This window comes from Streptomyces vulcanius (assembly GCF_042653945.1).
Lineage (GTDB): Bacteria > Actinomycetota > Actinomycetes > Streptomycetales > Streptomycetaceae > Streptomyces > Streptomyces mangrovi.
This window is the reverse complement of the sequence record NZ_JBHSFK010000030.1, coordinates 43507-67641: the sequence shown is the minus strand read 5'-3', so window position 1 is coordinate 67641 and position 24135 is coordinate 43507. Positions and strand designations below refer to the sequence as shown.

General features: G+C 70.5%; 19 protein-coding genes and 1 pseudogene. 5 read left to right on the top strand and 15 right to left on the bottom strand.

The features are described 5' to 3' along the window. Positions 1-37: 37 nt before the first annotated feature. From ACFPIH_RS36810 to ACFPIH_RS36800, 3 genes are all read left to right on the top strand, one after another. On the top strand, positions 38-922 hold the full coding sequence (locus ACFPIH_RS36810; RefSeq protein ID WP_381182431.1) for a VOC family protein: 885 nt from the start codon (positions 38-40) through the stop codon (positions 920-922). 110 nt (positions 923-1032) lie between these two features. Further along, a complete protein-coding gene (paaZ, locus tag ACFPIH_RS36805; RefSeq protein ID WP_381182433.1) occupies positions 1033-2610 on the top strand; it encodes a phenylacetic acid degradation bifunctional protein PaaZ in 1578 nt (525 codons plus the stop codon). Between the two features lie 56 nt (positions 2611-2666). After that, on the top strand, positions 2667-3875 hold the full coding sequence (locus ACFPIH_RS36800; RefSeq protein WP_381182435.1) for a multidrug effflux MFS transporter: 1209 nt from the start codon (positions 2667-2669) through the stop codon (positions 3873-3875). A gap of 101 nt (positions 3876-3976) precedes the next feature. Here the strand turns inward: ACFPIH_RS36800 and ACFPIH_RS36795 are convergent, their stop codons facing one another. Then, the gene (locus tag ACFPIH_RS36795) at positions 3977-4552 is read right to left on the bottom strand and encodes a TetR/AcrR family transcriptional regulator (protein ID WP_381182437.1); all 576 of its coding nucleotides are present in this window, start codon (positions 4550-4552) and stop codon (positions 3977-3979) included. 100 nt (positions 4553-4652) lie between these two features. On the opposite strand from ACFPIH_RS36795, the gene ACFPIH_RS36790 reads away from it, so the two are divergent. Continuing rightward, entirely contained in the window at positions 4653-5420 is a 768-nt protein-coding gene (locus ACFPIH_RS36790) for an SDR family NAD(P)-dependent oxidoreductase (protein WP_381182442.1), read from the top strand. A 23-nt stretch (positions 5421-5443) separates the two neighbouring features. On the opposite strand, the gene ACFPIH_RS36785 is transcribed toward ACFPIH_RS36790, so the two are convergent. Then, the gene (locus tag ACFPIH_RS36785; protein ID WP_385878479.1) at positions 5444-5638 is read right to left on the bottom strand and encodes an ATP-binding protein; all 195 of its coding nucleotides are present in this window, start codon (positions 5636-5638) and stop codon (positions 5444-5446) included. A 258-nt stretch (positions 5639-5896) separates the two neighbouring features. On the opposite strand from ACFPIH_RS36785, the gene ACFPIH_RS36780 reads away from it, so the two are divergent. After that, the gene (locus tag ACFPIH_RS36780; protein WP_385878463.1) at positions 5897-6145 is read left to right on the top strand and encodes an MMPL family transporter; all 249 of its coding nucleotides are present in this window, start codon (positions 5897-5899) and stop codon (positions 6143-6145) included. 62 nt (positions 6146-6207) lie between these two features. Here the strand turns inward: ACFPIH_RS36780 and ACFPIH_RS36775 are convergent, their stop codons facing one another. The 13 genes and pseudogenes from ACFPIH_RS36775 to ACFPIH_RS36715 all read right to left on the bottom strand — a co-directional run bounded on the left by ACFPIH_RS36775 (position 6208) and on the right by ACFPIH_RS36715 (position 24019). Next, on the bottom strand, positions 6208-7557 hold the full coding sequence (locus ACFPIH_RS36775) for an alpha/beta hydrolase domain-containing protein (RefSeq protein ID WP_381182445.1): 1350 nt from the start codon (positions 7555-7557) through the stop codon (positions 6208-6210). Between the two features lie 19 nt (positions 7558-7576). Then, complete coding sequence (locus ACFPIH_RS36770; protein WP_381182447.1) at positions 7577-9304, bottom strand: CocE/NonD family hydrolase; 1728 nt, start codon at positions 9302-9304, stop codon at positions 7577-7579. Positions 9305-9337: 33 nt separating this feature from the next. Further along, the gene (locus ACFPIH_RS36765) at positions 9338-10060 is read right to left on the bottom strand and encodes an SDR family oxidoreductase (RefSeq protein ID WP_381182449.1); all 723 of its coding nucleotides are present in this window, start codon (positions 10058-10060) and stop codon (positions 9338-9340) included. A gap of 28 nt (positions 10061-10088) precedes the next feature. Continuing rightward, positions 10089-10847, bottom strand: a complete 759-nt coding sequence (locus ACFPIH_RS36760) for an enoyl-CoA hydratase/isomerase family protein (protein ID WP_381182451.1) — start codon at positions 10845-10847, stop codon at positions 10089-10091. Beyond that, complete coding sequence (locus ACFPIH_RS36755) at positions 10844-12520, bottom strand: AMP-binding protein (protein WP_381182453.1); 1677 nt, start codon at positions 12518-12520, stop codon at positions 10844-10846. The genes ACFPIH_RS36760 and ACFPIH_RS36755 overlap by 4 nt, the downstream gene beginning before the upstream one ends. Before the next feature lie 148 nt (positions 12521-12668). Further along, entirely contained in the window at positions 12669-13328 is a 660-nt protein-coding gene (locus ACFPIH_RS36750; RefSeq protein WP_381182455.1) for a TetR/AcrR family transcriptional regulator, read from the bottom strand. Positions 13329-13392: 64 nt separating this feature from the next. After that, a complete protein-coding gene (locus tag ACFPIH_RS36745) occupies positions 13393-15159 on the bottom strand; it encodes a glycoside hydrolase family 3 protein (protein ID WP_381182457.1) in 1767 nt (588 codons plus the stop codon). Beyond that, positions 15156-15551 (bottom strand): hypothetical protein, encoded by a 396-nt coding sequence (locus ACFPIH_RS36740; protein ID WP_381182548.1) that lies wholly within the window; start codon positions 15549-15551, stop codon positions 15156-15158. The genes ACFPIH_RS36745 and ACFPIH_RS36740 overlap by 4 nt, the downstream gene beginning before the upstream one ends. A 345-nt stretch (positions 15552-15896) precedes the next feature. Then, positions 15897-16985: pseudogene (locus tag ACFPIH_RS36735) on the bottom strand (flavin-containing monooxygenase); the annotation flags it as partial. A gap of 68 nt (positions 16986-17053) precedes the next feature. After that, entirely contained in the window at positions 17054-17818 is a 765-nt protein-coding gene (locus tag ACFPIH_RS36730; RefSeq protein WP_381182459.1) for an SDR family NAD(P)-dependent oxidoreductase, read from the bottom strand. Between the two features lie 59 nt (positions 17819-17877). Beyond that, positions 17878-19677, bottom strand: a complete 1800-nt coding sequence (gene uidA, locus ACFPIH_RS36725; RefSeq protein ID WP_381182461.1) for a beta-glucuronidase — start codon at positions 19675-19677, stop codon at positions 17878-17880. Between the two features lie 68 nt (positions 19678-19745). After that, complete coding sequence (locus ACFPIH_RS36720) at positions 19746-22799, bottom strand: glycoside hydrolase family 2 TIM barrel-domain containing protein (RefSeq protein WP_381182463.1); 3054 nt, start codon at positions 22797-22799, stop codon at positions 19746-19748. Further along, entirely contained in the window at positions 22796-24019 is a 1224-nt protein-coding gene (locus tag ACFPIH_RS36715) for a glycoside hydrolase family 1 protein (protein WP_381182465.1), read from the bottom strand. Before ACFPIH_RS36715 ends, ACFPIH_RS36720 begins: the two co-directional genes overlap by 4 nt. Between the last annotated feature and the right edge of the window lie 116 nt (positions 24020-24135).

The window sequence follows — 24135 nt, the reverse complement described above, 5'->3', positions numbered from 1 at the left end:
CTTGACCGTCAAGGGTCTGACAAATATCGTCCTCGTCATGACGATCCAGAGCCTTGGGTATGTGGGCATCGGTGCGCCCGATCCGGATGCATGGGCCGAGTACGCCCGGACAGTGATAGGCCTCGCGGTCGAGCCGGGGGCTGCGGCCGACAGCGGCTCCGCCGCGGACGATGACTTCGCACGCCACCGCCTGCGGATGGACCAGCACCCGTTCCGCATGTGGCTGACCGAGGCGGAGACCGGCGGTGTGACGGTCATCGGCTGGGAGGTCCGCGACCCGGCCGCGATCGACGCGATGACCGTGCGCCTCAAGGAGGCCGGGGTCGACGTGAGTGCCGGTACGGACGAGGAGTGCCGGGACCGTCAGGTGGCCCGGATGGTGCACTTCACCGGCCCCCTCGGCATCCGCACCGAGCTGTTCTGCGGCCGGCGCCTCGCCCCGAGCCAGTTCGTCTCACCGCTGGGCGTCGACTTCGTGACCGGCGAACAGGGCCTCGGGCACGTCGTGATGAAGACGCCGCACGTCCAGGAGGCGGTGGACTTCTACTGCGAGATCCTGGGCTTCCGGCTGAGCGACACCGCCGACTACCCCTGGGGCACCTTCTACTTCCTGGGCTGCAACCCCCGCCACCACAGCATCGCCTTCATCAGGTCGTACAAGAACGAGGGCACCCATCACATCCTGTGCGAGGTGACCAGCCCGGAGGAGGTCGGCCGGGCCCTGGACCGGACGCGCGAGCACGACGTCGAGCTCATGGCGACGCTCGGCAAGCACGCCAACGACGGGATGTTCTCCTTCTACATGAAGTCGCCCGCCGGCTTCGGCATCGAGATCGGCGCGGGCGGGGTGCAGGTCGACGAGAGCACCTGGGTGAGCCGCACCTACACCGCCGACATCTGGGGCCACCACCCCGTGGACTGACAGTCCCGAGCCTCCATTCCGTGGACCGAACGTGCCCGGACCTTCCCGTCCCGCCCTCGCTCCCATCCGCCCTGGCGCCCATCCGCCCTCGACGAAAGCAGCCGCATCCCATGCTCCAGAGTTTTCTGCAGGACACCTGGGTCACCCCCACGGCCGGGCCCGCGTCGGCGGTCACCGTACGCGACGCGGTCACCGGCGAGACGGTCTGCCACGTCTCCTCCGAAGGGCTCGACGTCGCCGGGGCGTTCGCCCACGCGCGACACGTCGGCGGTCCCACCCTGCGTGACCTCACCTTCCCGCAGCGAGCAGACCTCCTGGACGCGGTCGCCGCCGCCGTCCGTGCCCGCCGCGAGGAGCTCTACGCCCTGTCGGCCCGCGCCGGAGCGACCCTGACGGACGCCCGCTACGACGTCGACGGCGGCGTCCGCGTCCTGCGCGACTACGCCGCCCGGGCCAGGGCCGAACTCCCGGACGCCCCCTACCTGTTGGAGGGACCCGCCGAACGCCTCGCGCGCGGTGAGGACTTCCTCGGCGTCCACCTCGTCACCCCCTCGCCGGGCCTGATGCTCCAGGTGAACGCCTTCAACTTCCCTGTCTGGGCCCCGCTGGAGAAACTGGCGCAGGCGGTGCTGGCCGGTATGCCGAGCGTGGTGAAGCCGGCCACACCCACCGCGTACCTCACGGAACACCTCGTACGGATCGTGGCCGAGGCCGGAGTCCTGCCGCCCGGTGCCCTGCAGATGGTCGTGGGCTCGGTGCGCACGGCGCTCGAGCTGCTCCACGAACAGGACGTGCTCTCCTTCACCGGCTCGGCCGCCACCGCCGCGACCCTGCGCACCCACCCCGACCTGGTGGCCCGCTCCGTCCGGTTCAACGCGGAGGCCGACTCCGTCAACGCCATCGTCCTCGCGCCGGACGTCGAGCCCGGATCCCCGCTGTTCGAGGCGTTCGTCCGCGAGGTCATCACCGAGATGACGGTCAAGGCGGGCCAGAAGTGCACCGCGATCCGCCGGGTCCTCGTCCCCCGCGAGCACGAACTCGCCGCCCTGGACGCGATCTCGGCCGGGCTGGCCGGGGTGACCATCGGCAACCCCGCTGCGGAGGGCGTCCGGATGGGGGCGGTCGTCAGCCTGGAGCAGCGCGACGACGTACGTCGGGCAGTGCGCGCCATCGCCGAGTCCGGCCGCTTCGTGTACGGAGACCCGGGCAAGGTGCGTGTGGTGGACGCCGACCCGGAGCAGGGCGCCTTCCTGGACACGCTGTTGATCTCCGCGGACCCGGACGCCTCCGCACCCCACGAGGTCGAACCCTTCGGACCGGCCGCCACCGTGCTGGCGTACCGCGACACCGCCCACGCCACGGACCTGATCGCGCGCGGCCGAGGCAGCCTCGCCGCTTCCGTGGTCGGCGACGACCTCGCCTGGACGACCGCCTTCGTCCGGGAGGCGGCCCCCTGGCACGGGCGGCTCCACCTGCTGGACTCCACGAACATGGCGCAGACCACCGGGCACGGATCCCCGCTCCCCGCCCTGCGCCACGGGGGCCCGGGCCGGGCCGGCGGGGGATCGGAGATGGGCGGCACGCGCGGCGTCGTCGACCTGATGCAGCGAACGGCACTCCAGGCATCACCGAGGCTGCTGGACTCCCTGCGGAACGGGCACGCGCGGCCGGCGGCCGACTCCGCGTGACGGCCATGCGCGCGAGGCGGGCACGGTCCGAACGACTCAACCGTCGTACCGCGTCCGTGGAACACGGAACGGACCTGCCGGCCGCGATGCTGCTGGCGCTGGCCGGGGCCTACGGAGTCTCCCCGCTGGCCATCGACATGTATCTGTCGGCGTTTCCGCGCATGGCGCGTGACCTGCATGCCTCGGCCACCAGCGTCCAGCTGACGCTGACCGCGTTCATGACCGGCCTGGCCGTCGGGCAGTTGGTCATCGGGCCGCTGTCGGACCGCTGGGGCCGGCGTCGGCCGCTGCTGGCCGGGACCGCGGTGAGCGTGCTCGCGGGGCTGCTCTGCGCCGCGGCGCCCTCCGCCGGACTGCTCGTCGCGGCCCGTTTCGTGCACGGCGTCAGCGGCGCCGCCGGCATCGTCATCGCCCGCGCCGTGGTCGGTGACCGGGCCCGCGGGGCGAGGGCGGCCCGGGCGTACGGACTGTTGATGATGACGGCCGGCGTGGCACCGGTCGTCGCCCCGCTGATCGGCGGAGCACTGGTCGGTGCCGTCGGCTGGCGCGGGATCTTCCTTGTCCTCGCGGGGCTGGCGGCCCTGACGTTCCTCGGCGCGCTCCTCCTGGTCCCCGAGACTCTGCCGCACGACCGGCGGAGCGGCGGAGGGCTCGCCACCACCCTCCGCCGCACCGGCACCCTCCTCGCCGACCGCCCGTTCCTCGGTTACGCCTTCGCCTTCGCCTTCGGGTTCGGCACCCTGTTCAGCTACCTCGCGGCGTCTCCGTTCGTCTACCAGAACGTCTTCGGCCTCTCGATCCGGACCTACGCCGTGATCCTGGCCGTCAACGCCATCGGATTCACCGCCACCAGCGCCCTCAACCGGAGGATCGTCCCGCGTTTCGGCGCCCGTCTCCTGCTGCGCGTCGGCCTCGTCGTCATGGCGGTGTGCGCCACGATGCTGTGCCTGCTCGCCGCCACCGGACCGCTCGTCCGCGACGTCGCCGTCCCGCTGGTCTTCGTGACGGTGTCGTCGCTCGGTCTGATCGCGGCCAACGCCACGGCGCTCGCCGTCGCCCGGGCCCCGCAGGCGGCGGGGAGCGCATCGGCGATCGTCGGGGCTCTGCAGTTCGGTCTGGCCGCCACGGTCTCCCCGCTGGTCGGACTGGGGGGAGAGAACACCGCCGTCCCCATGGCCGTGGCCATGGCCGGCTCGACGATCGTGGCGGGAACGGCCGTGCTGGTGCTGGCGGGAGCCGACCGGGACGGCGACGAACTCGGCTGACCGGCGGTCGCTTCACTGGATTCCGCAGTTGCCCACGACCGAGACGTCGATCACCTCGCGGTCCAGATGATCCGATCCGCCGGTGTCGAGGGGCCCGACCGTCAGTCGGGTCGCGCCCGGTCGGTGAAGAGGGCCCGCTGGAGCATGGCGTGGACGCGGTCGTTCAGCTGTTCGCGGTGCACGACGTCGTTGTCCGCCATGGCTCCGGCCGCCATGGGGAAGGCCAGCATCATGTCCTGGACGTCGACGTCCGGATGGACGAGCCCCGCCTCGCGGCCCCGTTCGAGGTGGGACCGGAACGCCGCCACGGTCCGGGCGGACAGACCCGTCAGCCACTCGATGTCCGCGCCGGACAGGACGTGCGCGAGGCTCCGGTTGTCTCGCTGCATGGCGAGCACGAAGTCGAAGAGGCGCACGATGCCGTCCCGTCGCTCGCCGAGCTCGGCGGCGTGGCGCTCGATGCGCGCGACGTTGTCCTCGAAGACCGTCGCCGCGAGTTCCTCACGGGTGGCGAAGTTGCGGTAGAGCGTGGTCCGGCTGACCTCGGCGGCGCGGGCGATCTCCTCGAAGGCCACGTCGGGCCCGTGCTCGGCGAACGCCTGACGAGCGGCTGCCAGCAGCCGCTCCCGGTTGCGGGCCCCGTCGCGCCGCTTCGGGCGCCGAACGTCGTCTGACATGCACCGCAGACTACTGGTCATTATCCGTACACGCATGTACGTTTCTTGGGTCGTGGCGCCCAGCCTGAGGTCGTGGCGCCCAACCTGAAGGAGATTGCTGATGGAAGGCCTCAAGAACAAGGTCGTCGTCCTCGCCGGCGCGGGCGGGCTCGCCACCGCTACGGCAAGGTTCCTGGGGGGCGGCGGTGCCGCGATCGTGGTGAGCGACGTCGTCGAGGCCTCGGCCGAGGCCACGCTGCAGGTTGCCCGGGACGCCGGGGGAGAAGGCATCGCCATGGTCGTCGACATCTCGGACGAGGACCAGGTCAAGAGCCAGACAGACCGGGCGATGAAGGAGTACGGGCGGATCGACGGACTCTTCAACGTGGCCGCCAACATCCATCCGGACGAGGTCGCCAAGGACACGAACGCGGTGGACATCGACCTGGCCGCCTGGCAGCGCACGATCGACGTCAATCTGACGGGCTATCTGCTGACCCTCAAGCACGCCCTGCCCCACATGATCGCGAGCGGTGGCGGCTCCGTGGTGAACACCCTGTCCGGCGCCGCCTACGCCGGGATGGCGGACAAGGTCGCGTACTCGGTGACGAAGGCGGGGGTCGGGGCGCTCACCCGGCACGTCGCGCGCAAGTACGGCAAGGACGGCATACGCGCCAACGGTGTCGCGCCGGGTCTGGTGCTGACGGAGCAGACGAAGCTGAACCTGCCCGAGGACTTCCGCGACATGATCCTCACGGGGACGCCGGCGCCGCGTCATGGCAAGCCCCAGGACATCGGTGCCACCGTGGCGTTCCTGCTGTCCGACCTGTCGGAGTGGATCACCGGTCAGATCCTGTCCGTCGACGGCGGTACCACGATGCGCGCCTAGGTCGTGTCCGGGGCGAGCGACGCTCACAGGACGGGAAGAGTCACCTCGATCAGGGTTCCTCTGCCCGATGGGCTGTCGATGTGGAGGGTGCCGCCGTGCAGGTCGGCGATGGCCGCGACGATGGAGAGCCCGAGGCCGCTGCCGCCGCGGGCGCGGCTTCTGCTCTTGTCGACGCGGTAGAAGCGGTCGAGGACGTGGGGGAGCGCCTCGGAAGGGATGCCCGGACCCTCGTGGGCGACACGCAGTATTGGCCAGCAAGTTGGCGACGACTCCGCGTAGTTGGCAGGTCCCCGGGTTCGAGGTCGGCCGGATCGTCCAGAGCTCGCCGTAGCCGCGGATCGACTGCAGGGGGGCGCGCAGTTCGTGGGAGGCGTCCCCTACGAACTGGCGCAGCCGTTCTCTCGAGGCGTCGTCGGCGTCGAGGGCGGCGTGGATGTGATCCAGCATCCGGTTGACGGATCCCGTTCCTCGCCATCATGGGCATCCTGTTCGGCCTCGCCATGGACTACGAGGTCTTCCTCGTCTCCCGGATGCGCGAGGAGTACTCGCGCGGCAAGAGCCCGGTCACGGCCATGGTGGACGGCTGGTGGTCGTCTTCGGCTCCTTCGTCTTCGTCGACGTGCAGGTCACGAAGGGCATGGGTCTGGCCCTGGCGGGCGGCGTCCTGCTCGACGCGTTCGTGGTCCGGACGCTGCCTCATGTCGACGTCGAGGGCGAGAAGCTGACCAGTCAGCCGGCGAGTCCGGCGGCGGGAACGGGCGCACCGTCCGCCGCCGACCGGTTTCCGCTACGGGATCTCGATCTGCCGCGCCTCGCGCCGCATGTCGTCGGTGTCCTCCGCGAGGAGCCAGCCCTCGGCGACGAGTTCGTCCAGCCGGCTGTCGAAGCGCTCGACGTACGCGGACGAGTTCCCGTACAGCTCCCGCAGCTTCCCCGCGTCGAACGGCTCGTCGCTGCCGACCGTCAGATAGCTCGGAGTGCCGTCCGGGTTGGTCGGGTTGGGCCGGTACGTGGAGTGCGGTACGTCCAGCTGGGCGCTGCGTACCCCGCCCCGGGTGTTGCCGTGCTCGTCCTGGGCGAAGTAGCCGTCCGGGCCGACCTCCAGGCGGTCGGCGCGGGGCGGCACGGTGCCGTTCGCCACCCACTCGACCAGGTGGTGCAGGCCCATGTTGAAGAGTTCGAAGTGGGGCAGGCTGTTCATCTTCGGGCCGAAGGTGACGTCGTCGTCCGGGAAGTTCGCCTTCCACAGCGACGCGTCGTCGTAGGGCGCGTGACGGGTGCCCATGTGGGGGATACCGGCGAGTTCGTAGAGGCGGAAGCGGTCGCCGGGCTTGTCGCTGTCGTCGCGACGGTACTGGCGGCCCTCGTAGCCGGGGACGAACGAGTAGGAGGGGACGGAGACGTCTCCGTCGCTCATGACCTGCACGACCGGTACGTCGACGTCGTGGAAGGGGTCGAGGGGGAAGCCCGAGGGGAAGAAGCCGTCGTAGACGGGCGAGCCGTCGGCGAGGCGCAGCACGTCGTGGGTGTCGTCGATGAAGCTGGTGGTCACCCAGCCGGTCTGCGAGTGCCCGGCGAGGACCACCTGGGCCGGCTCGGTGCCCGCGAACGGTCCCTCGGGCGATCGGAGGGCGGCGCCGACCTGGGCGAGGATCGTGCTCGTCGCCCGGTTCCGGCGTACCAGCTCGGCGAAGAACGTCTTCGAATGCTCGCGGTCTCCCAGGTTCACGTTCAGGTCGAAGTCCGCGCTGTCGGGCCCTTCTATGTGCAGGGACTCGTAGCGCTGCGGGTTGGACGCCTTCACATGCAGGTCCAGCGTGGTCTTCTGCGCGGTGATCTCCACCCACGCGTGGCCCGACCGCAGGATGTAGGGGCCGCTGTAGATCCAGATCGGCGCGATGCCGTGGACATGCAGCGGCTCGGCGACCACGGTGCCGCTGAAGCGCGCCCGGTCCCGGGGCCGTCGTACGAGCACGGTCGTCGCGTAGGTGTGGCCGTCCTCCTCACCGGTGGCGATCCATTCCTCCTCGACGTAGTCGTACGTGTCGAGGGAGGGCACGTGGGTGCCGTACGGGGCGAACGTCGCCGAGCCGTCGTCCGGGGAACGGCGCAGACTTGCGGGAATCACGGGTTCCATGGCGCTCCTTGACGGTTCGTCAGCGAGGGATGATCGGGAGGATCAGGCACGAGGGGTGCAGCTCGTCGTGGAAGACGCGCTGGGTGGCCGGCACTGTCCTGTCCGAGGTGGCGTGGGTGATGCGCTCGCCCGTGTTCGGGTTGAGGTCGTACGTGGGGAACTCGCTGGAGGAGATGTCGAGCCGGATGCGGTGCCCGGCCTTGAAGACCGTGCTCGTCGACCAGAGGCTGATCTCGTAGCGGTACGCCGTTCCGGGCGTCCGGGGCTCCGCCACGCCGTGTCCCGTCCGGACGACGCCCTGGCAGACGGTGACGGCGGCGCCGTCGGGGAAGACGTCGACGAGCCTCGCGGTGAAGTCGGTGTTCTCCACGGACGACGACGCCCACAGCTCCAGCGCCACCGGACCGGTGACCTCCACCTCGGCCTCCAGCGCGCGGGTGGTGTAGACGAGCACGTCGGACCGCAGGGCGACGGCGTCGAGGTCCACCGGGTCGTTGTACGCCGCGCCGGTCCGGAGCGAGCCGGGCACGGGGTCGCTCGGGTCGTACACGTACTCGTCGGGCTGCTCGTCGGACGGCGGCAGGGTCGACAGGCTGCGGTCACCGTCGGCGCAGTGCAGGTGGTACGGGGTCCACTCGGTCCGGGCCAGGGGCCATTCCTGCTCCTCGCGCCAGACGTTGTCACCCATCACGTACAGCCGGACCGGCGGTTCCTGCGCCTCGTAGGTGGGCAGTTCGCCCTTGAGATGGTGGGCGAAGAACCGCATGACCGGCGCTTCGGGGCTGAAGTCGACGAAGTATCCGGCGTTCGCGTCGGCGTCGGGCCGCTGCTGGACGCAGTTGTGGTTCCACGGACCGACGAGCAGACGCTGTCCCTCGCGGGTCCGCGCCAGCGCGGTGTAGGCGTCCAGGTTGCCCTTGGCGAAGAAGTCGTACCAGCCGCCCAGGTGGAAGATCGGCAGGTCGATGTCGTCGGCGTGGGCGGCGGCGCTGATCTGCTCCCAGTACGGGTCGTCGCGGTCGTCGTGGTCGCAGTGGTCGCGGAACCACGGCGCGAGCTCCCGCAGTTCCTCGACGTCCCGCAGCGGGCGGCGATCGAGCATGCTGTAGGTGGCCTCCACCTCCAGCCGGGCCATCTCGGCGAGCTTCGCCGGGTCGCCGAGGCCCCTGCTGTCCATGATCGCGCCGGCGGCGGCGAAGCCGGGCAGCGGCGAGGGAACGCCCCGGCGGTCGGCCTCCTCCGTGGTCATGAGGCCGCTCCAGCTCAGTGCGAGGCCGAGATGGAGCACGCCGGGCGCGTAGTACCACGCGCTCTCGCCCCAGTCCCAGCTGCACGTGAACGGGGCGAGCGCGACCAGGTGCGGCGGCCGGGCGATGGCGGCGGCCCACTGCGAGAAGCCGCTGTAGGACATGCCCCACATGCCCACCTTGCCGTTCGACCACGGCTGGGCCGCCGCCCACTCGACGGCGTCGTAGCCGTCCTCCACATCCGGTACGAAGGGATAGAACTCACCCTCGGAGCCGTACCGGCCGCGGCAGCTCTGCACGATCACGGCGTAGCCCTGCCGGGCGATGATCTGCGCGAACATCGCCGAGATCCCGTCGCGGGGGGTGTACGGGTAACGCTGGAGCAGCACCGGGTAGGGACCCGGCCCGGCCGGTCGGAAGATGTCCGTACGCAGCCGGACGCCGTCGCGCATCGGGACCATCACGTCGTTCTCTACTGTGAGTTCAGCGGTGTCAGCCATGTTGTCGTGCCCTTCCCGTCGATCCGTGGTGTGTCAGCGCAGGGCGCTGCCGATGCTGATTCCGCCGTCCACGTCGAGGACCACGCCCGTCACGTACCGGGCCGCCTCCGAGCACAGGTAGGCCGCGGCCTCGGCGATGTCCGTCGGGTCGCCGATGTGCTTCATGGGCACCCGGGAGGCGAGCTTCGCGCGGCCGGCCTCGTTCATCGAGGCCAGCATCGGGGTGTCGATGAGGCCGGGCGCGATCGCGTTCGACGTCACGCCGTGCGGGGCGCCCTCGAGAGCGATCGTGCGGGCCATGCCCACCACACCGGCCTTCGCGGCGGCGTAGTTGACCTGTCCGAAGTTGCCGCGCCAGGACATGGAGGAGAAGGACAGGATCCGGCCGTAGCCCTGCTGCTTCATGTGCGGGAAGACGGCTCGGCAGCAGTGGAACATGCCCCGCAGGCTGACATCGACGACGGCGTTCCACTCGTCGTCGGTCATCCGCTCCAGCCGGTTGTCCCGGATGACCCCGGCGTTGTTCACCAGGACGTCCGCCCGGCCGAAGGACGCGATCGTGCCGGCGACCCACGCGTCGACCTGCCCGGCGTCGGCCACGTCCACGACCGACGTACGGACGTCACCGCCGCACTCCTCGGCTGTCTCCTTCACCGAGGCCTCGTTGACGTCGCACAACGCCAACCGGGCGCCCTCCGCGGCGAACCGCAGGGCCATGGCACGGCCCAGTCCCTGTCCGGCGCCGGTGATCGACACGACTCGGTCTGTATAGCGCTGCACGGTGCTACCTCACGGCTCGCTGGTCGAAGAAACGGGTGAGCTTGGCTGCGATGTCCTGCTCGCGCCAGTGCTCGGCGAACACGTCGAGTTCCCGCAGCAGGGCCTCGGGCACGTTCGGATCGGCGAGCAGCTGCTTCAGCCGAGCGTGTCCGGGCGGCAGTTGGGTGAAGGACCGGGCGACGGACGTGACCGTCGCCTCGAACTCCTCGGCCCCGGTGACGGCCTGGACGAAACCGCTGGGCACGAACTGTTCGGCCGGCAGCAGTTCACCGGTGAGCATCAGCCGCCGGGCCAGGGGCTCACCGACCTTGCGGGGCAGCCGTACGCTCGAACCGGCGCCGGGCAGCAGGCCGTTGCGGATGTGTCCGTCGCCGATGACCGTGCCCTCCCGGGCCACGACCGCGTCGCACGCGAGCGCCAACTCCAGTCCGCCGGCGACCACATGGCCGTGCACGGCGGCGATGACGGGCTTCGGTGCCGTCTCCAGCCGGGTGAAGCACTCCGAGACCAGGCCGAGGAACGCCAGCGGGTCCCCGCCCGTACGGGCCAGCTCCAGCAGGTGGCGCAGATCGGCTCCGGCGCAGAAGCTCGGCCCGTTGCCGGAGATCACGACGGCCTCGGTGTCCGGGTCGTGCATCGCGTCGGCGACGGCGCCGTCGAGGGCGCGGATCAGGTCCGGGTTGATCGAGTTCCGGCTCTCGGGCCGGTTGAGCCGGAGCCGGCGGACGGTGCCGGTCTGTTCGGTGAGTACCGCAGAGGTCACGAGTGGGCCTTCGGGTCGGTCTGGCGCTGCCGGCGCAGGACGTATCGCTGGATCTTTCCGCTGGGCGTCTTCGGCAGCAGGTCGACGAAGTGCACCGTGCGGGGGTAGGCGTGGGCGGCGAAGCGCTTCTTCACCAACTGCTGGAGTTCGGTGGCCAGTCGGTCGGAGGCCTCCGCTCCGTCCTGGAGGACGACGAAGGCCTCCAGGACCTCGCCGCGGACCTCGTCGGGTGCGGCGACGACCGCGCACTCGGCCACCGCGGGGTGGGTGACCAGGACCGACTCGACCTCGAACGGGCCGATGCGGTAGCCGGCCATGATGATCACGTCGTCGTCCCGGGACGAGAAGTGGAAGTAGCCCTCCTCGTCCACCCGCCCGACGTCACCGGTGTAGTACCAGCGGCCGTCGGCGCTGAACTTCTCCGCGCTCTTCGCCGGATCACCCTCGTACCCGTGGAACCAGGCCAGGGGGCTGGCGGTGAGGTCGGCGGCGATCCGGCCGACGGTGCCGACGGGCGCGATGTCGTCGCGGTCCTCGTGCAGGACGCGCAGGCTCCACCCGGGCATCGGGTGCCCCATCGAGCCGGGGCGCACCGGTCGGCGCAGCGCCGGGAGCTGGTGGTTGTTGACCAGCATGCCCGCCTCGGTCTGCCCGTAGTGGTCGTGCACCTGGATACCGAACGCTTCCTCGGCCCACGCGTTGACCTCGGGTGTCAGGGGTTCGCCCGCACTGGACGCGCAGCGCAGCACCAGCCCGTCCGGCACCGGGACGCCGGAGGCGCGCAGCGACCGGTAGACGGTGGGCGCGGCGGTGAAGTTGGTGACCTTGAACTCGTCCATCACCCGCCAGGTGAGCTCCGCCGAGAACCCGGCGTGCAGCAGGACGCCGGGCACCCCCAGACTCAGCGAGGCGATGACGCCGAAATAGAGCCCGTAGGCCCAGCCGGGGTCGGCCGCGTTCCAGAAGACGTCGTCCTCTCTCACGCCGCAGCCGTACTCGGCGTAGAGGCGGCAGCCGGCGATCGCCGCGGTGGGAACGACGACGCCCTTGGGGCGGCCCGTCGTGCCGGACGTGAAGATGTGCACGAGCGGCGCGTCTGAGCCCAGGGCGGCGGCGGGGTACCCGGGCTCGTGCGCGGCCAGCAGCTCGGCGAAGCCGAGATCACCGTCCCTGCCCGCGCTTCCGCTGACGACGACCTGCCACTTCGCGTCCGCCGGGATGTCCTCACCCGGGTCGAGCTTGGACCGCTGCGTGTCGTCGCAGATGACGACCTTGGCATCGCTCGCCAGCAGCCGCAGCGCGATTGCCGGGGGTGCGAAGGCGGTGAACAGCGGCACCGTCACCGCGCCGAGCCGCCAGGTCGCGAGCAGCGCGACGAGATAGTCGACGCTCTTGCCCATCAGCGTCGCGACCCGGTCGCCCGGTCCGACACCGAGGCCGGCCAGGGCGGCGGCGAACCGCTCGGACTCCGTCCTCAGCCGCCCGTACGTGAGCACGGTGGCCGACAGGTCCGGCTCGACGACGGTGTAGGCGACGGCGTCGGACGGATGCCCGTCGCAGAGCAGGCGGGCGACGCTCGCGTGCGGGTCGCTGTAGAGGGTGACCAGCTCATGGACCCGGTCGAGTGGGTCGGCGGGTGATCCGGGAGCTGGGCGGGGATCGGAGAGGGCCATCGTTTGCCTCATAACGGAACGGCGAAGCGACCTTCGATGTGGGTACGATTTCGCGTACGTTAGTACTCGCTGAAGTATTCATCAAGGGTGTGAACAGCGACGACCCTGATGAGTGTGTGTGCGGCGTCGTGGAGGCGCCGCCCGCCGGTCAGCGAGCGGTCTTGGAGACCGCCCCGAGGACGAGGTCGCTCAGCTCGACGAAGGCATCCCCCGAGGACAGCCCGGTCGAGACGAGCAGCTCACGGCTGTGGATGCCGTCGATCAGCAGTCCCACGGCCTGGCTGACGAACTCGGCGTGCACCGTGCGGAAGTCTCCCGACTCCACACCCGCGTGGATCATCCCGCGCACCCTGCTCGTCGCGGCCAGCGAGTTGACGGTGTAGATCTCCCGGGTCAGGTCGTCGTCGAGCATGTCCTCGTAGCAGGCGACCGACATACGCCGCATCTGGTGGCCCACGGCCGCGAGATACGTGGCGATCTGCTGTGCCGGGTCCGTGACCTCGGCGACCTCTTTCTCCACCCGCTCCGCCGCCTCGTGGAAGAAGCTCTTGAGAGCGGTCGCCACGAGGTGGTGGCGGTTGGAGGAGATCGCGTACAGCGTGGACTTCGAGCACTGCAGCCGGGCGGCGAGCGTGTCGACGGTCAGCCCGGCGAACCCTTCCGCCAGGACGATCGCCCGCAGCCGTCCGAGCAGCTCGTCCCGCCGGTCGTCGTCGAGGCGCTTGCGCCCGGCACCGGCCGCACGCCGACCGGTCCGTGCGGCAACGGCACTCCCCACCGGGGACGAACTGTTCGGGTACGACGTCATGCCTCATCGTACTGTGGGCCCTCGAAGGCAGGATCGACACGGGTGGGGCGCTCCTTCCACGGGGTCAGTAGGTGAGTCCGTGACCGAACTCGAACACGGGGCCCGTTCCGTCACTCGGCATGTCGGGGCGCTGACGTTCGACGTCGGCCATCGAGCGGGGCAGCTGGAACGGCAGCCGGCCCTCGGGGGCCCGCCGCCCGAAGAGCACGTCGAGCAGCGGTCCGTCCCCCGCGCCGTAAGTGCCGACCAGGGCGGCCGAGACCTCGGCGATCTCCGGGATCACGGCGGGGCGTTCCAGATAGATGTCGACGACGGTGGGCACCTTGGCGCACACGTCGAGGACGGGGGCGAGTTCGTCCGCGTCGAAGGCGAGCCTGCCCGCGTGGAAATAGGTCTCCAGTGGGCCGGTGCGTTTGTCGTACGGGGTGCTGAGCCGCAGGATCGCGACGTCCGCCTCCTCGGGGGTGGCCACGACGGTGCTGTACCCGGCGGCGGTCCCGGGGTCGACGCCCTCGACGTACACACGGGTGCCCTCGGCGAGCGGAAGCAGGGTGCCGGTGTTCTTGAGCAGCGTGACCGACCGGCTCTGCGCGATCCGTCCGGCCCGGACCGCCTCCGCGGTGCCCACCACCGACGCGGCGGCGTCGACGTCCACGAACGGGTTCTCGAACAGGCCGAGGACGAACTTCTCGCGCAGCAGACGCCGTACGGAGGTGTCGATCCGTTCCTCGGTCACCTGGCCCGTGCGCACCAGCTCGACGACCAGGTCGGGGGAGGACTCGCCACCGAACTGGTCGCAGCCGGCCTCGATGACCTTCAACGTCCGTTCCGACGAGGTGAGTTGTTCGACTCCCCAGGCCCGCGCCTCGCCGTAGACGGTGTCGTTGACCAGGCTCCAGTCGGTGCACACGATGCCGTCGAAGCCGAGTCTCTCGCGCAGCAGTCCCGTGATCACGCCCTTGTTGAAGCCGAAGCCGACGGCTTCCATGTCCGTGTCCACCGGCATGCCGTAGTAGGGCATCATCTGCGAGGTGCCGGCCTCCAGGGCCTTGAGGAAGGGCGCGAGGTGGTGGTCGAACATGCCGCCGGGGTAGACCTGTTCGCGTCCGTGGGGGAAGTGCGGGTCCTCGCCGTCCTTCTGCGGTCCGCCCCCGGGGAAGTGCTTGGTCATCGCCGCGACCGAGTGCGGGCCGAGGGCGTCGCCCTGCAGGCCCTTGATGTAGGCGGCCCCCAGCCGGCCGGTGAGGTCCGCGCTCTCGCCGAAGGTGCCGCTGGTCCGGGCCCAGCGCGGTTCGGTGGCCAGGTCGAGCTGCGGGTGGAGGGCCACCCGGATGCCGACCGCGAGGTACTCGCGCCGCACCAGGTTCGCGAAGGCCCGCACCGTCTCCTCGTCGCCGATCGCGGCCAGGCCGGTCGTCTCCGGGAACTGGGCGAAGCCCCGTGCCTGCGTCGACATGGCCCAGTTCTCGGTGAAGTGGTGGCGCGGGTCGCTGGAGAGGGTCACAGGGATGCCGAGGCGCGTGGACAGGGCGATCTTCTGGACCTGGTTGTGCCAGGCCGCGATCTCCTCGGGTTCGGCGCCGCCGACCAGGTTGAAGTGGTTCATGTGCCGGTTCTCGACCATGTCACGCACCAACTGGCCCCACTGCATCCGCTCGGGGTCGTCGATGAACTCGCCGCCGGGCCCCATGACGGCCTGGCTGTGGAACATCAGTCCGGCCTTCTCCTCCAGGGTCAGGCGGCCGAGGAGGTCCTCGACGCGCTCCTCCATGGGGAGGGACGGGTCTTCGTACGGTGCTGTGGCACCCCCGCGGAAGCGGTTGCGCGTCATTTCCATGCCTCCTCAGCAGGCGATCGGTTGTCCCGTCGGGGGAAGGTGAGCCGCAGCACGGTTCCCTCTCTGTTGGCCGAGACGAGCAGGGAGCCGTCCGGGCCCACGGCCAGTCCGGCGAACTGGCGCGGGGGACCGGGGGGACCCGGCGCTGTCGCGGGGCGGGGCGGGACGATTCCCGGGGGCAGGCCGACGGCGAGGTTCTCCGCCTCGATCCGGCTCTCCCCGGTGGTGAGCGAGATCGCCCGCAGCCACCGGTGATCGACCTCGACGGTGAACAGTTCGAACATGCGGTTCTCCGCGTCGAAGGCCGCGTTGTCCAGGCCCGCGACACCGGAGGTGACGACCGATCGGGTGACGATGCCGGCGATGCCGCGCGAGAGGACGGCCAAGGTCCCTCCCCGGTCGAAGCGCACCGCCACCGGGTCGTGCACGTCCCGCGCGAACAGTTCGGGCGTACCGCCGTCCGGCGGGATGCCGGCGGTCGCTCGTCGGCCGCTGTCGGCCGGTGCCGTCGAATCGGCTGGGGTGCGTCATCCGACGACCTCGTCCATTGCCTGGGCCTGCCCTCGTTGTTGTAGTAGCCGGGGGTGCACTCGGCCTGGAACGTGTGCAGGCCGGTCGCCTTCCCGTGGATCGTGGCGACCCAGGCGGCCTCGGCCTCCGCGCTCGGCCCGACGTACGGGGCCTGGCGCTTGTGGGCCTCGGCGAGGACCGCGGCGACGCTCGGGGAAGGTGACGCGCGTGACGTTCGGCCGGTTGAAGGTCTGTAAGTAGGTGTCGCTGAACGGGGGCCGCCTGCACATGTAGCGGTACCAGGGCTTCAGCGCCTCGGCCGTGGCCGGGTCGTCGACGAGGGCGTCCACGCGGGCGCGCAGCTCGTTCATCTTCTGGAAGTCGGCCAGTTCGCCCAGGCGTTCGTGCTCATCGGCCGGGAGGTGGTTGTAGCTGTCGGTCGGAACGAGGTTCTGCAGCAGCCGGGCGGAGGCGGTCCAGCCGTCCTGGATCAGGTCCTCCTCCGCCTGGCCGCCGCTGACGAGCGTGAGGAAGCTGTCCCGGCGATGCCGCTGCCAGCCGGGGGTGAGGGACTCGGCCCACGCGGGGTCCGTACGGCGGTTGCCGCGCACGTCGACCGAGGACGGCGTGCGCTGGAACACGTACAACTGCCGTGCGTCGCACCCGAGATGGGGCACGATCCGGATGGCGGTCGCGCCGGTGCCGATGACGGCCACGCGCTTGTCGGCGAGCCCGTGGAGATCGCCGTTCGCGTCACCGCCCGTGTAGGCGTAGTCCCAGCGGCTCGTGTGGAACATGTGCCCCTGGAAGGTCTCGGTACCGGGGATGCCGGGCAGCTTGGGCAGACTGAGCGTGCCGCTCGACACCACCACATGGCGGAAGCAGGCGTCGCGGTAGAGGTCGAAGTGCCGGCCGATGGCCCGCGCGTGCTGCCGGATCTCCTCGCCCGGCGCGTACCGCCACTCCGGGATGTGGCCGACCTCTTCGAGCAGCGGCAGATAGACGTACGACTCGATGTCGCACTGGACCCCCGGATAGCGGTTCCAGTACCACGTGCCGCCGAAGTCGTCGCCGACGACGGCCACCTCGACCCCGTCGTGCAGGGGTTCACGGGTGAACCCGGGCTCCGCGTAAGGGCCTTGGGCGTACCTGCTCGGCTCGCCGCCGAGGCGCCGGTACTGCCTGTTGCCGTCGGGGCGGATCCGGCGGTCGCGCTCCGCCCGGTACTTGGCGCGCAGGGCGTCCGGGTCGAATCCGAGCCCGTCCGGGACCGGGGTTGTGGGGGCGGGCGGCTTGTGAGAGGTGCGCATGGGGCCTCCCTGCTGTCCGTGGAGTGCGGGGTGATGGGCGTACGCGTTCACGCAGGTCCTCGAGCCGGTCAGACGGCGGACCAGCCGCCGTCCACGGGCAGGACGGCGCCGTTGATGTTCGAGGCCGCGTCGGAGGCGAGGAACAGGATGGCGGCGGCCTGGGTCTCGGCGGCGGCCGGTTGGCCGGCGTTGCCCATGTAGGGCATGAGTGCCTGCGGGCCGGGCGCGTCCGGGTCGATGTCGAGCCGGATGCCGGTGAGGGTCGCGCCGGGGGCGATCGCGTTGGTGCGGATGCCGTGGTGACGGTAGGTGACGGCGAGGGACTTGGTCAGGCCCGCGATGCCGTGCTTGGCGGTGGTGTACGCGGCTCCCGCACTGCTGCCGCGCAGTGCGGCCTCGGAGGCGGTGAAGACGATCGCGCCGCGCCCGGCGCCCAGCATGTGGGGGAGGACGGCCCGGGTGAGCAGGAACGGGGCGGTCAGGTTGACCCGTATCAGGCGTTCCCACTCCGCGTCGGTCACGTCGGCCACCGCGGACATGCTGTCCATGATCCCGGCGTTGTTGACCAGCACGTCGATGGAGCCGAAGGTGTCGATCGCGGTGGTGACGACCTTGTCGACGACCGGCTGCTCGCTGAGGTCGCCGACGACTGCGACGGCAGTACCGCCGCTGTTCTCGATCTCGGCTCTGGCTTCGTCGGCGGCCTTGGCGTCGAGGTCGGCCACCACGATCCCGGCGCCCCGGCCGGCGAAGGCCAGCGCGGTGGCCCTGCCGATGCCGGAGCCCGCTCCGGTGACGATGACACTGCGGCCGGTGAAGTCGGAGGCGTTCATGAAGGGTTCCTCCCGGAGTGGGTGGCTGTCAGTGGGCCGTGCCGTCTCGCGCCCGGGCGCTACTCGACGGTGCCCGACGGCTTGCGCCCGCCGAGCGGCAGCCACCGCTGCCGCAACGCGTGGGCCGCCGCCTTGGGGTGCCGTTCGCGGGTGAAGATTCCCTTCTTGTTGCCGCCGACCCGGTGGATGCCGTTCGTGGTCTGGAAGTCGGCGAAGTTCCACACGTGTTCGCCGATGAAGGCATCGATGCGGTCGAAGGCGCGGTGGTTCGCCTCCAGGTAGGCGAGCTGGTACTCCTCGGTCCAGGGCGCGTCCCATATCGAGTGCAGCCCCGGCAGCGTGTCCGCCCCGTACTCGCTCACCATGATCGGCTTGCCGAACTTCTCGGCCCAGCCGCGCAGATCGCCCTCCAGGTACATCTCCGCGGTGGCCAGGTCGCCGGTGGCGATGTACCAGCCGTAGTAGCGGTTGATGCACAGGACGTCGAAGAGGTCGGCGATGAGGTCGTTCTCGTGCGTCGCGAACATCACCGCCGCGTAGGTCACCGGACGTGTGGGGTCGAGCTTGCGGGTCAGCTCGACCAGCGGCTCGAAGTACTCGCGGGCGCCCTCCTCGTTGGAGGACGGCTCGTTGGCGATGCACCACATCACGACGCTGGGATGGTTCTTGTCGCGGGCGATCAGCTCCCGGATCGCCTGGGCGTGCGCCGCGCGCGTTTCGTCGTTGAACGTGTCGTCGGAGAACGTGGCCCGGGGCGGGGTACCCAAAAGCCCTGCCTCCACGGCCAGGTTGAGGCCGACGGCCGCGGTCTCGTCGATGACGACGATGCCGTGCCGGTCGGCGAACTCCATGACCTCCTCGGCGTACGGATAGTGCGAGGTACGGAAGGAGTTGGCACCGATCCACTCCATGAGCTGGAAGTCGTGCACGAGATAGGCGTCGTCGTGACCCTTGCCGCGCACGGGAGTGTCCTCGTGCCTGCCGAAGCCGGTGAAGTAGAACGGCTCCCCGTTGATGAGGAACTGGGTGCCGCGCACCTCGACCGTGCGCACCCCGAACGGCTCGGCGAAGGTGTCCACGACCTCGCCGTCACCGTCCAGGACATCGACGACGAGCTCGTAGAGGTACGCGGAACCCGGCCGCCACAGTGTCACGTCGTCGATCCGCAGGGTACCGTTCGGCCCCTCCGCGGCGGCGACTTCGGTGCCGCGGGCGTCGAGCGCGCGCACCCGGACCGTGGCAGGCGCGTTCGTCTCGACCGAGTAGTCGACCGTCCCGGTCGCGCCGTCGAGGCCCGTCACGACGGTGACGTCGTCGACGTGGACCGCGGGCTTGCTGTACAGCCACACCGAGCGGGCGAGCCCCGCGTAGTTGTAGAAGTCGTGCAGGTACGTCTGCTTGCGCCGGCCGTCCGCAGAGACGGTGATCGTGCCCGGCGGCATCGTGACACTCGTCAGCTCGTTGTTGACGCCGATGGTGAGCCGGAACTCCCCGCCGGGGCGGACGTGTTCGGTGATGTCCGCCTCGAACGGCGTGTAACCGCCCACGTGCTGGGCGACCAGCACGTCATCGACGTACACCTTCCCCTCGTGCGTGGCGGCGTCGACCCGCAGCACGACCCGCTCGCCCGCCCAGCCGCGCGGCACCCGCACCGAACGCTGGTACCACACCCAGCCGACGTGGTCGCGGATCGCGCTGTCGGTGAACAGGTCGTTGTAGCTGGCCGGTACAGGTGCCTCCAGCCGGGTGTCGAGCGGGCCGGCCCATGGCTCGGGGGCGGAATCCCGGGCGACGGCGAACCGCCAGATCCCGTCGAGATTCACCAGCTCGCGGGTGGCGGTGGAGCGGGGCTTGAGCATCGAGGGTTCTCCTACACGGTGTTGTTGGGCCGGGCGAGTGTTCGCCGGCGCACAGACGTCGGGTGCCGTCAGTCGGCGTTCTCGAGCGTCAGGCGCCACTCCCACGCGTACTCGCTGCCGGTGAGCCGGTGGCGCGGGTGGGTGTCGGGGCCGAGGACCGCCGTGCCGAGGCCGCGGTGTGCGATGTCGAGGTGCACCACTGTCCTGTCGCTCGGCGGGAGCTCCCACCAGTGCTCGGCCGCCTCGATCTCGCTCACCTCGTACCGGCCAACGTTCATGTGGAGCGCGGTCGGGTGGGCGGTGCGGACCGTGCCGGCGGGGCCGGTCAGGGTGAGTGCGGTGACCTCGCCGCGGGTGCCGTTCTCCTGCGGGAGGAGGTAGGGCACGGCCAGATCGTCGATGGGGCTCTCCCAGGAGCCGAGCAGGGCCGAGGCCCGCCGGTCGGGGTAGTTCTCCCACGGGCCGAGACCGGTCCAGCCCGCGTCCTGGAACCCGTCGACGAGTTCGAACTCCATGCCGACGCGCAGCCCGTCACGCGTGCCCTCGGGCAGCGTCACCTGCTCGGCGAGGACCCAGTCGCCGTCGGCGAGCGCGGTGATCGTCCGCCGATGCACGATCTCGTCGCCGAAGGCGGCCACGTAGCGGGTGGTGACCACGGCCCCGTCGCCGGTCTCCTTGACCTCGACGTCGGCAGGCGTCAGCTTGAAGAAGCCGGAGCGGACGAACCGGTTGTCGAGCGAGAACGACTTGTCGTGGCAGGTCAGCGCCCGCCACAGGCTGAGCTGCGGGGAGCGGCGCAGCAGCGGGTGGCTCAGGTTGCCCTCGGCGTCGACGGGCAGCGCGGCCGGCTGTGCCGGGGCGGCGGGAAGCGGTGCGGGTGCCTGCGGGAAGGTGACCTGCTCGGCCGCGACCTCGGTGCCCGCCGGCGCCCACAGGGCGTCCTCGCGGGTCCGCACGGTCAGTGTCAGCGCCGGCGCGGCCGGTTCGGCGGCGAGCAACTCCCGCAGTGCGGCGGGGATCTCGATCGTGCCCTCGGCGCCCGCGGTCACCTCCGGGGTGGGCACGGCCACGGCGCCGGCCGGACCGGCCGGGGTCTCGAGGCGCAGTTCCAGCGTGTACGCGCCGAGGTCCGCGAACGACTGGCGGTTGCGGATCCGGAGCGTTCCGGCCCGGGCCTCCTCGGCGTCCGAGACGGTACGGATCGGGCTGAACAGGCCGCGCGCCTCGAACAGCGCCGGCTTCGGGGTGAGGTCGGGGAACACCACGCCGTTGACGAGCATCGGCCCGTTGTGGGTCTCGTCGCCGAAGTCGCCGCCGTAGCGCAGCTTCCCGTCGCCGTCCCGGTCCAGGGAGTGGTCCATGAACTGCCAGATGAAGCCGCCCTGGAGTCCGGGCAGCGACTCGAAGAGCTCCCAGTAGTCGGAGAGCCCGCCGGTGCCGTTGCCCATGGAGAACGCGTACTCGCAAGTGATCAGCGGACGGTCGGCGCGCGGGTCGGCGGAGTAGCCGGTGAGGCTGGCCAGGGACGGGTACATCGGGCAGAGGATGTCGGTCACGGCGTGCCCGGCGTGCCAGTCGGTGGAGATCGAGCCCTCGTAGTGCACGGGCCGGGTGGGGTCGAAGCGCCGGATCCAGGCGGTGGCCGCGTCGTGCGCCGAACCGTCGCCGGTCTCGTTGCCCAGCGACCAGGAGATCACCGACGGGTGGTTGCGGTCGCGCAGCACCATCCGGGAGATGCGCTCGATGATCGGGGTCAGGTAGGTGGGGTCGTCGGCGATCGTGGAGGCGAAGGCGTGGCCCTCGACGTCCGCCTCGTCGACGACGTAGAACCCGATCTCGTCGCACAGGTCGAGGACCTGCGGGTCGTTCGGGTAGTGCGAGGTGCGGATCGCGTTCACGTTGAACCGCTTGAGCAGGGACAGCTCCGCCAGGTGCCGTTCGCGGGACATGACACGCCCGGTCTTCGGGTCGACGTCGTGCCGCGCGACGCCCTGGATCAGGACCCGCTTGCCGTTGACCAGGAGGTCGCGGCCCTCGACGCGCACCCGGCGGAAGCCGATGCGGACACGGGCCTCGTCGGCGACCTTCCCGTCCGGTGACACGAGCTGGACCACGAGGTCTTCGAGGTGGGGCACCTCCGCAGACCAGGGCGTGACATCGAGGTCGGAGAGGGAGAGAGCCGCCTGGCCGGCGGGCGCCGCCGGCTCCGGGAGCCTGGTCATCGTCGCGGGGATCGCACGGAACTCCGGCGGGACGGGCGCGCCCGCCGCGTTGATGCTGAGCAGGTCCATGAAGTCGTCGGGCAGCAGCGGTTCGGGGCGCACCGACCGGTCCAGGGACGGCAGCGGGAGGGTGCGGGTACCGAGGCGGGCGGAGACGGGCAGCCTGATCGACCGGTCGAGCACGTCGATCCGCACCGACCAGCCACCGGTGTCGTAGAGGTGGTCCAGACCCGACGTGGACACGGTCACCTGAAGGTCGCCGCGCCCGGTCTCCGGGTCGTAGTCGGCGACGGCGGACACGTCGGCCAGGGCGATGTCCGGCACGGTGTAGAGGAAGACCGGGCGGGTCAGTCCCGACTGCCACCAGTGGTCCTGGTCCTCCAGATAACTGGCGGCGGACCACTTGGCGACCCGGAGGTCGATCCGGTTGGTCCCCGGGACGACGGCGTCGGTGATGTCGAACTCGGCCGCCAGGTGCGAGTCCGAACTGCTGCCCACCGGGCGGTCGTTGACGACCACGCGCAGCAGGCCCGAGGCGGCGCCCACATGCAGGACGGTGCGGCGCCCGGGAACGGGCGACAACTGGATCACCCGGCGGTAGACGCCCGTCGGATTGTGCGCGGGAACCTGCGGGGGCACCTCCTCGAACGGCATCGGCACGTTCGTGTAGTGCGGCACGTCCCCGTCCGCGAGGTCCTCGTGCATCGTCCACAGGCTCGGGACCTGGGTCTTCTTCCAGTTCAGGCCGAGCGGCGCCGTGGGGGACGGCAGCAGCTGGAAGTCCCAGGTGCCGTCGAGCTCCAGATCGGGCGTCCGGCGCAGTGCGCGCATCGGCAGCCGGCCCACGGAGTGCAGTCCGGAGGCGTCCCAGGGGCCCGTCGTGTTCTCGGTCGTCGTCATGCCGATCCCTCCAGTGCCTTGCCGCCGCTGAGGGCGACTTCTCCCAGCCAGGCGAGGCTCGGCTTGGGGTGCCGCTCGAACGTCTCGCGGTCGACGGCGATCAGTCCGAAGGTGGGCTCCCAGTGGCCCCATTCGTAGTTGTCGAGGGCGCTCCAGTGGAGGTAGCCGCGTACGTCGATGCCGTCGTCGACAGCCGCGAACAGGTGCCGCAGGGCTTCGGAGGTGTAGGCGATCCGCTGGGCGTCGTCGGCGGTGGCGATGCCGTTCTCGGTGATGAGAATCGGGGCGCCGCCCGTCGTCTCCCAGGCATGCCGGACGGCGATACCGATCGAGTCGGGTCGGTACGCGTTTCCGGTGAGGGTCGTGTCGGGGCCCTGGGGGTGGGGGACGATGCCGCCCGCGTCGACGGGCTGGCTGGAGTAGGACTGCACACCGATGAAGTCGTCGCCGCGGGCCGCTTCGAGATACAGGTCCTCACGGACGTACCGCACCTCGCGCAGCTTCTCCTCGTTGCCCGGGGTCGGGGTCAGGGCCTGACAGGCCACCGTCCAGCCGGACTTGGCATCGGTGCGTTCCTTGAGGATCTCGCGGGCCGCCTGGTGCGCCACTGCCAGCCGCCGCCCGATCGTCGGATCGGGGGAGGGCAGCACCGGGCGCGCGGCGCCCTCGACGGTGGGGCTCATCCACTTGGCCGCGTCGTCTTCGGACACCTCCTTATGTGCCTGGCCCATCATCGCCATCAGGGCGAGCATGTTGGGCTCGTTGATCGTGCAGACCCACTCGACGCCGTCGAGGATCCGGGTGGCCGTCTCGACGTAGGACCGGAAACGGTCGATGGCCCGGTCCTCCAGCCAGCCGCCGTCCTCGGTGAACCAGCGGGGATTGGTGAAGTGGTGCAGGGTGACGACCGGCGTGAGGCCGAGGCCGAGGGCGGTGTCGATCATCCGCCGGTAGTGGGCGAGTTCGGCCCGGGAGACATGTCCCTCGTACGGCTCGATGCGCGCCCACTCGATGCCGAACCGGTAGGAGTTGAGGCCCGCGTCGGCCAGCAGTCGCATGTCCTCGGCGTACCGGTGGTAGCTGTCGATCGCGTCGCCGCTGCGCTCCATGCCGGGCATGTGCGGCTCGTGCGCCCACCAGTCGCTGTTGACGTTGTTGCCCTCGATCTGGTGCGGGGCCGTCGACGCTCCCCAGAGGAAGCCGGGAATCAGTTCAGTCACCGTCGAGATCCTTACTGGAGACGGGAGAAGAGGCCGCGGCTCGGCAGAGGGGGAGCGGCGGCGAGAGTTCCACGCTAGCATGAAATTCGAATCGCGATACTATTTTCACTACCGGG

Excerpts from the sequence above, each read along its gene's own strand:
- ACFPIH_RS36750 (WP_381182455.1), bottom strand. The coding sequence starts at position 13,328 with ATGACGTCGTACCCGAACAGTTCGTCCCCGGTGGGGAGTGCCGTTGCC.
- paaZ (WP_381182433.1), top strand. The coding sequence starts at position 1,033 with ATGCTCCAGAGTTTTCTGCAGGACACCTGGGTCACCCCCACGGCCGGG.
- ACFPIH_RS36720 (WP_381182463.1), bottom strand. The coding sequence starts at position 22,799 with ATGACGACGACCGAGAACACGACGGGCCCCTGGGACGCCTCCGGACTG.
- ACFPIH_RS36775 (WP_381182445.1), bottom strand. The coding sequence starts at position 7,557 with ATGGAACCCGTGATTCCCGCAAGTCTGCGCCGTTCCCCGGACGACGGC.
- ACFPIH_RS36745 (WP_381182457.1), bottom strand. The coding sequence starts at position 15,159 with ATGACGCGCAACCGCTTCCGCGGGGGTGCCACAGCACCGTACGAAGAC.
- uidA (WP_381182461.1), bottom strand. The coding sequence starts at position 19,677 with ATGCTCAAGCCCCGCTCCACCGCCACCCGCGAGCTGGTGAATCTCGAC.
- ACFPIH_RS36810 (WP_381182431.1), top strand. The coding sequence starts at position 38 with ATGACGATCCAGAGCCTTGGGTATGTGGGCATCGGTGCGCCCGATCCG.
- ACFPIH_RS36770 (WP_381182447.1), bottom strand. The coding sequence starts at position 9,304 with ATGGCTGACACCGCTGAACTCACAGTAGAGAACGACGTGATGGTCCCG.
- ACFPIH_RS36730 (WP_381182459.1), bottom strand. The coding sequence starts at position 17,818 with ATGAACGCCTCCGACTTCACCGGCCGCAGTGTCATCGTCACCGGAGCG.
- ACFPIH_RS36780 (WP_385878463.1), top strand. The coding sequence starts at position 5,897 with ATGGGCATCCTGTTCGGCCTCGCCATGGACTACGAGGTCTTCCTCGTC.
- ACFPIH_RS36755 (WP_381182453.1), bottom strand. The coding sequence starts at position 12,520 with ATGGCCCTCTCCGATCCCCGCCCAGCTCCCGGATCACCCGCCGACCCA.
- ACFPIH_RS36790 (WP_381182442.1), top strand. The coding sequence starts at position 4,653 with ATGGAAGGCCTCAAGAACAAGGTCGTCGTCCTCGCCGGCGCGGGCGGG.
- ACFPIH_RS36795 (WP_381182437.1), bottom strand. The coding sequence starts at position 4,552 with ATGTCAGACGACGTTCGGCGCCCGAAGCGGCGCGACGGGGCCCGCAAC.